General features: G+C 49.0%; 3 protein-coding genes. All 3 read right to left on the reverse strand.

Features of this window, described 5'->3' with window-relative positions:
* Positions 1–11: 11 nt before the first annotated feature.
* Complete coding sequence (locus ABS362_RS15715; protein WP_350413548.1) at positions 12–6,485, reverse strand: ice-binding family protein; 6,474 nt, start codon at positions 6,483–6,485, stop codon at positions 12–14.
* A 472-nt stretch (positions 6,486–6,957) separates the two neighbouring features.
* On the reverse strand, positions 6,958–7,923 hold the full coding sequence (locus tag ABS362_RS15720; RefSeq protein WP_350413549.1) for a PorP/SprF family type IX secretion system membrane protein: 966 nt from the start codon (positions 7,921–7,923) through the stop codon (positions 6,958–6,960).
* Between the two features lie 2 nt (positions 7,924–7,925).
* Positions 7,926–11,528: a DUF8696 domain-containing protein gene (locus tag ABS362_RS15725; RefSeq protein WP_350413551.1), complete on the reverse strand. Its 3,603-nt coding sequence runs from the start codon at positions 11,526–11,528 to the stop codon at positions 7,926–7,928.
* Between the last annotated feature and the right edge of the window lie 370 nt (positions 11,529–11,898).

Genomic DNA, 11,898 nt, shown 5'->3' on the forward strand with positions numbered 1-11,898 from the left:
GCGCTATAGTTTTATCTTACAATCATCACGTAACCTTTAAGCATCCTGTCGGTGCCATCGCAAAGCTTCACGCGGGCTACATAGTAGTAAGTGCCTTCCGCCAGGTTATCGCCGGTCCAGTTGTTCTTGTATGATTTTGCTTTGAATACTTCGGTACCCCATCTGTTCAGGATCGTGATATCGTTATCTGGGAAGCGTTCGAGGCTTGCAATTACCCAGGTATCGTGGGTGCCGTCATTGTTAGGCGAGAACACGTTTGGTATAGTAATGATAGTTTCAGCTTTCGATTTATCGGAGATGATGGTAGATGGCGTTGTACCACAGGTTCCGTTATCCGCTACCACACTTATCGTTCCGTCTTTACCGCCTGCTGTAACCATAATAATGTTGGTACCTTCCCCGGCAATAATTACCCAACCATCAGGTAAGGTCCAGGTGTACGATGTAGCACCATAAACAGGGTCAACCATATATTTCAGGCCTTCGCATGGCGAGCTCAGATCTTTTATTTCGCCCATGGCGCCCATCTCAACCGCTCTTACCTGTATAGTAGCCTTCGCACTTGATCCGCAACCGTTATTGGCCATTACTTCTATAGTTCCGCTCAGGGTGCCTGCCGTTACTGTAATCTGTTTTGTGCCCTGCCCCGTAACAATGTGCCAGTTTGCCGGCACCGTCCAGGTGTAAGAAGAAGCGTTGTCTACTTCACTAATGCTATACACCACATTGCGGCCGATACAGGCTTCATTTGGTCCGGCTATTACAGTTGGCTGTAATGGAGTAGTTGCTACCGGCGTTACTTTTAATTCTGTGTAGGCGCTCTGGCTACAGGTATTTACCGCTTTTACTTTTATGGTGCCTGGTGCACTTGTTACGCCCACTGTTATTGTGGTAGAGCCCTGCCCCGCAACCAATGTCCAGCCTAACGGAATTTCCCAGGCATACCCTGTAGCTCCCGGTACCGGATCTATACTATAGGTAGTGGTTGATATGGTACTGCAGGCATCCATGTGGCCTATGATTGCTTTTGGAGCTGCAAGTGGAGCCGGTAAGGTTACGGCCAGTACGCTGTAAGTACCCTCGCCGCAAATATTCTTCGCTGCTACTTTTATCTCACCGCTAACGGCGCCTGCATTTACGGTGATGCTTGTTGAGCCTTGCCCGCTAACTATAGTCCAGCCGGTTGGTACTACCCAGGTATAATCAGTAGCGCCGGTTACCTGCGCTATACTATAAACCAGGCCACTTGTAGTTCCGCAGATCGTACTGGTGCCTGTTATATTTCCGGCTACCGGTGCGCTGCTTGTTATGGTTATTGTTTTGGTTGATGATGAACTGCTGTTTCCGCAGGCGTTGGTAGCTGTTACGGTTACCTGGCCTGATGTAGTTCCTGCTTTTACGGTGATGGCTGTAGTTCCCTGGCCGCTTGTGATTTCCCAACCTTGCGGTACTACCCAGGTGTAGCTTACGGCTCCGTTTACAGGTGCAATGTTATAGTTCTGGGTACTTCCGGAACAGCCAGTAGCGTTGCCGCTTATGGCTCCCGGAGTTGCCGGTATAGTTGCGTTTAGCTGTACGGCCTTGGTCACTGTTACATACCCGCAATCGTTAGAAGCTGTCAGTTTTACATCTCCTGCCGTAGCTCCGGCTTTTACTGTTATCGTTGTAGTTCCCTGCCCAGATACTATCGTCCAGCCAGTCGGCACTTCCCAGGTATATTTCGAGACGTTTGTACCAGCCGGAACTGTAAAAGTTGAGTTACCACTTACGCAAGCCGCAGCTGCTCCGCTTATGCCTGTAATTCCGGTTACTGCTCCCGAAATAGAAGAAACTGCTAACACCGATGCCGCCCCGCTTCCGCAACCATTGCTCGCCGATACGCTGATATTTCCTGCTGTTGATCCTGCTTTTACTACAATGGTATTGTTATTCTGCGATACGATCGTCCAGCCGGCTGGCACGGACCAGGTGTAGCTGGTAGCTCCTGCAACCGGAGACACGGTGTAGGTTTGCTCTTTACCGATACAGGCCGCTGTAGTTCCGGTTATAGCTCCAGGCTTAACTGGCGCCGACTGAGTGATAACCGCTGCGATCTGAGCTGGACTGGTGTTGCCGCAGGCATTTTTCGCGATAACGGAAATAGTTGTTCCGGTTGCACCTGCTGTAAGTACCACACTTGTTGTACCCTGGCCGCTAACTATAGTCCAGCCTGGTGCGCTCCACTCGTAAGATGTTGCACCTGCTACCGCTGCAATACTATAAGTTAAGTTCGCTTGGTTCCCGCAGACTGTTGCCGGGCCTGTTATGGCTCCCGGAGCCGATGGCGCTTCTGTAGAAACTTTTACTGCTTTTATAGTTGCCGCGCTGGTGCCACAATCGTTGGTAGCTTTTACTGTGATGTTGCCTGCTGAAGCGCCCGCTGTTACTTTTATAGTTGTAGTGCCCTGACCAGAAACGATAGTCCAGCCTGTCGGAACAGTCCAGGTATAGTTGGTTACTCCTGTGATAGCGGCTATACTATAAGTTAATCCTGCCTGGTTTTTACATACTTCATCCGGACCAGTAATTTCTGCCGGCGCAGTTGGTAAGGTTACCTGTGGCTGCACATTCAGGGAAGTTGCCGGACCGTCGCCGCAGCCGCCTTTTGCTTTTACGGATATTGTGCCTGGTTCTGAAGTTAGTTTAACAGTTATAGTGGTAGTACCCTGTCCTGAAGTGATCGTCCAGCCAGTTGGTACGGACCAGGTATAGCCCTGTGCTCCGGCTACCGGATCTATGGTGTAAGTAGCTGTTTGGGTAGCGCAACCATAAGCCGTGCCTTTAATAGCAGTTGGTGCTGCCGGAAGCTGGTCCGTAACCTGCACTGCTTTTGTGCTGCTGCTTGCGTTGCCACATGCATTTTTAGCGGTCACGGTTATAGTTGTATTTGCTGTTCCTGCTGTAACGGTAATGCTTGTAGTTCCCTGACCCGAAACGATTGTCCAGCCCGGTGCAGTCCAGGTATAAGATGTTGCTCCCGCCACTGCTGAGATACTATAGGTCAGGCTGCCCTGGTTTTTACATGCTGTTGCAATACCGCTGATCGCGCCCGGGTTTGCCGGCGCTTCTGTAGATACTTTTACTGCTTTGGTTTTGGCTGCGCTGGTTCCGCAGTCGTTGGTTGCTGTTACTGATATGTTTCCTGCCGTAGTGCCTGCATTTACGGTGATGATAGTTGTACCCTGCCCGCTAACTATAGTCCAGCCGGTTGGCACGGCCCAGGTGTAAGTTGATACGCCTGTTATAGCAGCCACACTATACGCAACTCCTGCCTGGCTGGCACAAACTTCATCAGGACCGTTGATAGCTGCCGGTGCGGTTGGCAGTGTTACCTGAGGCTGAACATTTAAAGTTGTTGCCGGACCATCGCCGCAAGTGCCTTTTGCTTTTACGGAGATCGTGCCTGCTGTTGAGCTTGCTTTTACGGTGATACTGGTCGTCCCCTGGCCACTTTGGATTACCCACCCAGCAGGCACTGTCCAGGTATAGCTTTCAGCACCATTTACAGGATCAATGGTATAAGTCGCATTAAGATTTGCGCAACCATAAGGAGTACCTTTTATAGCTCCCGGAGCTGCCGGAACCTCGTTGGTAACCTGAACCAGTTTGGTACTGCTGCTTGTAACACCACAGGCATTTTTAGCTGTTACTTTTATAGTTGTATTGGCTGTTCCAGCCGTTACTGTGATCTTTGTAGTACCCTGACCAGAGACTATAGTCCAGCCCGGAGCGTTCCACTCATAAGATGTCGCGCCTGCCACATCGGCTATACTATAAGTTAAATTTCCCTGAGAAGTACATACAGTAGATGACCCTGCAATTGCCCCCGGATTTGCAGGAGCAGCTGTAGATACTTTTACTGCTTTTATAGTTGCCGCACTGGTTCCGCAGTCGTTGGTCGCTGTTACAGTAATATTCCCTGCCGCAGCGCCTGCTGTTACGTTTATAGTTGTGGTGCCCTGACCAGAAACGATCGTCCATCCAGTCGGCACTGTCCAGGTGTAGCTGGTAACACCAGTTACTGCAGTTACGCTATAGTTTAATCCTGCCTGGTTCAGACAAACTTCATCCGGACCAGTAATAGAAGCTGGCGCAGCTGGCAGTGTTACCTGAGGCTGAACATTCAGGGTCTTAGCAGGGCTTTCGCCGCAGGTACCTACCGCTTTTACTGTGATCGTGCCTGACCCTGTTCCTACTTTTACGGTTATAGTTGTAGAGCCTTGTCCTGAAGTGATAGTCCAGCCGGTTGGTACTGCCCACGTGTAGCTTTGCGCACCAGCTACCGGATCTATACTATACGTTGCAGTCTGGGTAGCACAACCATAAGGCGTTCCTTTTATAGCTGTTGGCGCAGTCGGTGCAGTAGCTGTTATCTGTACATCTTTAGAGCTGCTACCATTTGAACCGCAATCGTTAAGGGCAACTACTGTTATTTTACCACCGCTCATACCGGCAGTTACAGTTATAGTTGGTGTGTTTTGTCCACTAACTATAGTCCAGCCTGCGGGCACGGTCCAGGTATAGCCTTTTGCATTTGTAACAGGGTCTATACTATATACATTGCCTGCTGTGCTCACGCAAACCGCATCGGTTCCTTTTATAGCTCCCGGCGCCAGTGGCGGATTATCAACCGGAGTTACAGTTAGTTTTTGTTCTTCGCTTTCGCCGCAATCGTTTATGGCTTTTACAGTTACATCGCCGGCCTGTGCCGTTGGCTTTACAGTTATGGTTGATGTTCCCTGACCACTCAGTATGGTCCAGCCGGCTGGCACTGTCCAGGCATAGCTACTTGCGTTTGGTACGTTTGTGATTTTGTAGATGGCAGATGCTACGGTAGAACAAACGGCAGAAGGGCCACTGATGGCCCCTGGTTTATTTGGCACTTTCAGCACCGGTGTAACCTCTAAAATACTTGGCTCACCGTCGCCGCAAATGTTATATGCCGATACGCTTAGTATTTTTTTAGTGGCGTCGCCGTCGGTAGTTACAACTATAGATGTTCCGTTGTCTTTTACCATGGTCCAGCCGGTTGGCAGTGTCCAGCGATAACCGATTGCCCCTGGCACAGGCGCTATACTATAGGTAGTTGATTTTCCGGAACATAGCTCCAGCGTACCGCTTATTGGCCCTGGTTTTGGTGGCACATCTTTTACAACCTCTACCGTTAGCCTGCTTGGAGGGCTGGCGCCGCAGATGTTGTTTACCGTTACCGAAATGGTACCTGCCGTATTCCCGATCTTTACTGTTATCTCAGAAGAGTTTCTGCTTCCGGCAGTTATCGTCCAGTCCGATGGCATAGACCAGGTATAGGTGGCACCGGCGATCTGCTTTATGTTATAAGTATTGGTACTACCTGCGCAAACAGCTGTTGGCCCTTGTATTTGCCCGGCATCCGAAAGCACCACGCAAATATCAGCATCCGACTTATTGTTGGTCAGGTTCTCATCCACCGTAGAGCCGGCAACTGTTGCCGTGTTCACGATGTAGCCAGCCATAGTTGTGCGGGCTTTTATAGTTAGCGTCTGTACCTCACCCACTTTCAGCTGGTCTAAAATCCAGAGACCAAAGGTTGGCTCATACGAAGTACCTGCTTTTGAAGAAGTAGAGGAGATATAGCTAAGACCTGCAGGCAGTACATCACGTATCATCACCGACTCATCGTCAACCGGACCCAGGTTCTTCACTTCTATTTTAAAGATAACGGTATCGCCTACAGCATATTTCTGAGATGGAGAAGCTGCAACTTTGGTTTTTGCAATGGTAAGGTCGGTTGGCAACGACAGGATGTTATTGCTCAGGTACACCACATCGTTTATGCTCATTACACGGCCAAGCACGGCGGCATCATCCTGTACCCGTATCGTTCTTTTGGCAACCAGGTTTCCTTTAAAGTAAGCACCAGCGCCTATAGTTGCATCCTGGCTAACCAGCCATAGCACATTATCTACCTTAGCGCCATTAATCAGGGCAATAGTAACGTTATCATTAACCTGCAAGCTGCTGCTGATCTGGAAAATAAAGGTAGCATTCGGGTTATAGTTGGCATCCAGCACTATAGGGCCTGAGATAACTGCCGAACCATTTATTTTGTAGACACCGGCCGTAAAAAGCTGGTCACCGAAAGTATTTGGAAGCGTTTGGGTAGCAGGCCTTTGAGAATAGGTATTATAAGCTGCCGAAAGATCGGAGAGAGCCGTAAGCGAAACGGAATTGTTGATGTGTGTAACACCTTTAATGCTACCGGACGCAAAGCCGGTAAGCTGAGCACCTGTACCAACGCCCACATTTCCCTGAACAATAGTGCTACCATTGTTCTCAATTTTTTTACTGGCAAGTATGTTAAACGCAGCAGCAGAACCCAACGACAGGCCCTGCGCCAAAGCACTGGCAATAACACTGAAGAAGACTACCGCAAGCAGTAGTACCTTCTTTACTGAGCTCCCCATTTAGTAAAAAGTAAATGTTTTACAATAGGACTGATTAAGTTTGTAGATAGATTGTATTTTAACAGCACTTGCGAACTTCCATATTCTGTGTTACCGGGGCTTACCATTTAGCATGATTTTACCTCGCAGCACATCAGATCTTTTCCTTCAGGTGCTTGTTTTCAGAAAGTTACATCCAATTTTCAAATATCGTTCATAGGCTGGTAATTATATTAGATAAATGCAAAATTAAGCAATCATTATAATATAACACACCAGTAATCAGTGTACATAGATGTACACTAATATAAGAAAATTATAAATACAGCCAAACTTACTGATAATGAATATTATAAAAATCGTAGAATTTAATCAATCATAGCCCGTAAGAAGTGTACAATTGAAAGGGCTGATCTGGCAGTAGAGAAGTCAAATAAAAAGGCGCAACCTGCGCTGCGCCATAGTTAATCTATAGTTGTAATTTACGGGCATTCTACCATATCCATTGCGGACAAAGTACTCGTCTGTTATTAAGTAATTTAAAGCCAACCACTACCTCGTGTGTGCCGGCACTTACCTGGTTCAGGTTAGAAGTTGTGGCATCATAAGAGTACGAAATATCCAGCAGCGGGCTCACATACACCCCTACCATCCCAACTATAGCGTCGTTGTGGCGGTAAGCTGCTCCTACCCAGAATCGTTCATCATATATAGTTCGTAAGCTTACATCAACTGAGGTCGGGCTTGGGCTTGCCATTTTCACCATCACAGATGGGATCACATCTAAAGTAGCCGTAGGCTCGAAGCGGAAGCTGGCAGTAGCAAAATAATGACGTTGCAGGTCCAGGGCGGCTCGCTCTTCTTCAGCAGCTGTAAAGCTACCCACATTCTCTAGTAGCTGTGCGCCGGCCACTCCAATAGAGAAATTACGCGAATAGATCCAAAGGCCCAGGTTAAGGTCTACTACGTTGTTGTTCAGACCACCGCCACCAACCAGCGGGTCGTTGTTGTTACCGAACTCCAGGTCGTTGGCGTTTATACTGTTCCGGATAATGCCTACAGAAGTACCTCCTGAAACATTTATGGAGTTGGTTACAGGCAAATGGTAGGCATACGAAAAAGACACTCCGGTGCGGCGCAGCGGGCCTGTTTTATCAGTATGGAAAGTAGCGCCTATGCCATGGTGTGCAAGTGCCCTGTGGTATTGCGTGCTTCCGGCCCCTTTGTTTAGTGGTGTATGGGCTGTCAGGTAATAGGTAACGGGAGCGCCATCTAACCCAACCCATTGCCGGCGGTTGCTTATGCGTATGTCGGCATAGTTCTCGATACCGGTAATGGCAGGGTTCAGAATATAGTTGTTTAGCATGTACTGGCTATACTGCGGTCGTTGCTGCGCGGCTGCTTCCTGCACACACATCACCCCAAAAATCAACAGCAGGTATAGGTATAGCTTTTTCATAGTTAGCGGATAATGGTAACGTTGCCCGAAATAGGTTCTTCAGACCTGTTCAGGAAGATCATGTAATAGTAAGTTGCTACCGGCAGTTCTTCGCCGTTAAAGGTGCCGTCCCAGGGTTTGCCATAGCCATTAGAAGTAAACACCAGGTTGCCCCAGCGGTTAAATATCTCCACGCGCACATCCGGGTAGTTCTCGATGTTCTTGATCTCCCAGAGCTCATTCACATTGTCGCGGTTAGGCGTAAACGCATTCGGTATTACAAGGGCAGGAATAACTGTTATAGTTACTTCGTCGGTGGCGGTACAGCCCTCTCCGGTACTCACAGTTACCCTATAGGTGGTGGTCACATCTGGTCTTGCAACAGGGTTGGCAATGTTCGGGTTGCTCAGGCCGATGGCGGGTTCCCATAAGTAGGTATCTCCTCCGGTTGCACGTAGCTCTATCGTTCTACCCTGTATAATAGTGGCATCCGGGCCGGCATCAGCTACAGGGTCAACTATAGCTACATTCACAGACGTACGGGTTGCGCTCGAACAGCCATTTGTATTAACAGCCTCCACATAGTAAGTAGTTGGCTGCGTTAGGTTTGGCGTCTTGAAAATAGCTCCTTCAAAAACCGGTTCGCCGCCTGTGGCATCTGTAAACCACTGGTAAATTCCGCCGTTTGCGTTCTGTACCGTTAAGGTCGTTGATCCGCCCGGGCAGGTAGTAGCATCGCGCACGGTAAGTATTGGTGGTGATGGCCTTGGGTTTACAGTTATAAGTATCGCCTCTGAAGTAGACTTACATCCCTGCGAATCAACCACTCTCCTGAACCATGTATTTTGTGTAAGTGCCTGCGGGGTATAGTTTGCATTGGTATTTGTGCCTGCCGCCGATCCAAAACCTGTGTCCGGACCTGAAATGCTGCTTTGCCACAGATACGTATAGGTGCCGCTGCCGCCAATCGGTGTTGAGCCAGTTAATGCTTCCGGTACTTCGCCGGCGCATATAGTTTGTGGTGCGCTAACACTGTTGTTGGCAACGCCCTGATTTACTGTTATCAGTATAGCTTCACTCACATCGGCTTCGCAACCTTCTGATGTTACTGTTCTCCGGAACCAGGTATTTACGCTTAGGTTGCCCGGTGTGTAGCTTTGACCGTTGTTGGTACCGGCTGCTGCTGCAAAACCTGTAGTTGCACTGGTAATGCTGCTCTCCCAAAGGTATGTATATGTGCCTGTTCCGCCGGTTGGCGCTGAGCCAGTAAGCGGCGCTGGCGTGCTGCCTGCACATACTGTCTGCGCCGCAGAAATAGTATTGTTATCTAAAGGAGGAACGATATCGATCATCACAGGCTCCGAGAAAACCACGCAACCTGCCGATGTTACCACCCGCCTGAACCACGATGCCTGCGAAAGTACACCCGGACTATAGTTCTCGCTAATGTTGTTGCCTGGCGCATCCACAAAACCTGTTGCAGGACCTTCGGTGCTCACCTGCCACTTAAATGTATAGCCTGTTCCATCTCCGCCTGTAACCCGCGAACCAACCAGAGGCTCAGGTGTCTGGCCAGCACAAATATCCTGCGACTCTGAAATAGTATTGTTCTGAATTTTAGGTACGGCATTCACCAAAACAACATTACTGGTGTCCGGAGAGCAGCTGGCAACCGATATTAACCTGCGGAACCATGTGCGCTGGCTTAGTGGCTGCGGATTATAGTTTACATCGTTGTTAACACCTGCTGCCGGCACAAACCCTGCATCCGGGCCCGATGTACTGCTCAGCCAGGTGTAAATGTAGCCACCACCTGTTCCTCCGGTTGGTGTGCTTCCTGTTAAAGGCGCAGGTGCATCGCCCTGGCAAAGGCTCTGGTCGCCTTGTATGGTATTGTTTGCCAGCGGTGGCACAACTGTAACTGTAACAGGGACACGGGCGCTCGGGCACTGGTCTTCGCCTATGCTCTCTATGTTAAAAGTGGTAGTCTGTGTGATGCTGGTAGTAGTAAAGTTTGGCCCTGTCAGCAAAAGAGTACCCTGGTCATCATAGAAGTTATAGTTGCCGCTGCCACCGGATGGCTCCAGCAATACTGAGTCTCCACTGCAAACGGTAATATCCTGTATAGTTGGCGCTTCCGGAACGGGCAACACGGTTATTCGCTGCACCATTGGGAAGGTACCGGCAAGCTCTTCCGAAGACCCGCACTCGTTCTCTACGACGAGCGTGACCTCGTGCACCCCTTCTTCAGTAAAGCGTATCGTTTGGTTTTGGCCACTGAGTGTGCGCGTTGCACCTGTTGGTCCAACTACCGTCCAGACGGCACTTTGTATCCTGCCCAGGTTCGGGTCTACAAATACGTTTCCGGTCCCGGGTATGGCGCCGGTGGTATATTTAAAGTCTATCGGCCCGCAGGAAACCGTATCCGGAGGGAGTTGTACTTGCGGCCAGCCAACTACAACCGACTGCGAAGTGGTGTCATCGTCGCAACCATTCTCCACGATCAGTTCTATCTGGTAAATGCCGCTTTCAGTAAACAAAAGGGCAAGCGTATCCTGGTCAAGGCCGCCGTGTTCTATGGTAAACCCTGTGGTTGGTTGTATGGTCCATTTGTAGGTTAAACCGCCACCAGTCGAGCTATCACCCAACGAAACAATGACCGGCAAACACGACGATGGGGTAGCGGCTGGCTGTTTGTTGAGTATAAAATTAGCCTTGGGTTCTTTGCTGACACTATAGTTTTGAGTAAACACAAATTCGCAGCCGTTGCTGGCTACAGCCCTTATCGTTATCGGGTAGTCGCCAACTTCGGTGTAGGCACTCGGGTTGCTGATCGGGAATTCGTTACGGCTATACTGCACATCCGGTCCGCCATCTCCCCAATTCACAATATAGGTTCTGATATCTGACAAGTAGGGCTCTGCGGTGCCGTTCTCAATATAAGCAAACACTTCAATTTCGTCATCTTCAACAGTATCTGGCAAACAGGTCTGGAAGTTGGAAGAGTCTGAGAAAGCTGCTTCGGGCATGCGGGCAACACGTACCTGCTGCGTTACGGTATCGGATTGGCAACCTTGTGCGCTTGTGGCCAGCACTTTTACATTATAGGTCGCGAAGTTTATGCCTTTATCGTTAAAAGTATGGCCAACCGAATCGCCTTTTGCTGAGCTTCCGTCCCCGAAAATCCAAGTATAAAAAATGTCTGGTTGCGGTGCATTTACCTCAAAGGCGAGTGGTGTACCTGCACATTGGGTAGTAGTTGGCGTTACCAGGAAACCCGGATTAGCTGGCTTTGGCGATACTGTTACAGGAAATACAGCTGAAGTAGTGGTCTGGCAGGTGGCCCCAGAGACCTGAACGCTATAATCGCCGGCAACACTGACCGATATGGTGGCCCCGGTTGCCCCGGTTATAGGAGCATTGTTAAAGAACCATTGCCAGCTGCTTATCTGGTTTGATGAAACGGCACGCAAAATTACCGATTCGCCCTGGCACAGCGATGATGAACCCTCCGCATCTATAGTTACCTGGCACGACGGGGTAGTCTGTGCTACTGCCACATTAGCAAGCAACAGACACAGGAAAAGCAGCGGATAGAATATGTGCTTTATAAAAGGTAAGCGCATCAAGTCAGTATTAAAAGGGTGAACTACCAGCTGTACCACTGCCCGGGCAATGGCCAGCCAACGTTAGTGTATATTTTTTTGGCAGATACCGCTAAACAAAGTGTTAGGCCTTCTGCCTGGTATCAGATCAAAAGTTATAGCTGTTGTCAAACTACTAGCAGAAAGGTTGCTAAACCAAAAAAGACACACAACCTTAACAATCTCATTATCAACAGATAATAAAGCTAAAAATCAGTTTGTTTTCTAAAAAACGATACTAAATAGCGCCAGGTATAGGTAAGAGGGTAATAGAATAACTGGCATACAGCATATAAACGCAAAAAGGCCCTGCAGGTTAGCTGCAGGGCCTTCGGTAAGTATAAATTTATAA

Origin of the sequence: Pontibacter populi (assembly GCF_040278685.1) — a bacterium.
Classification (GTDB): Bacteria; Bacteroidota; Bacteroidia; order Cytophagales; family Hymenobacteraceae; genus Pontibacter; species Pontibacter populi.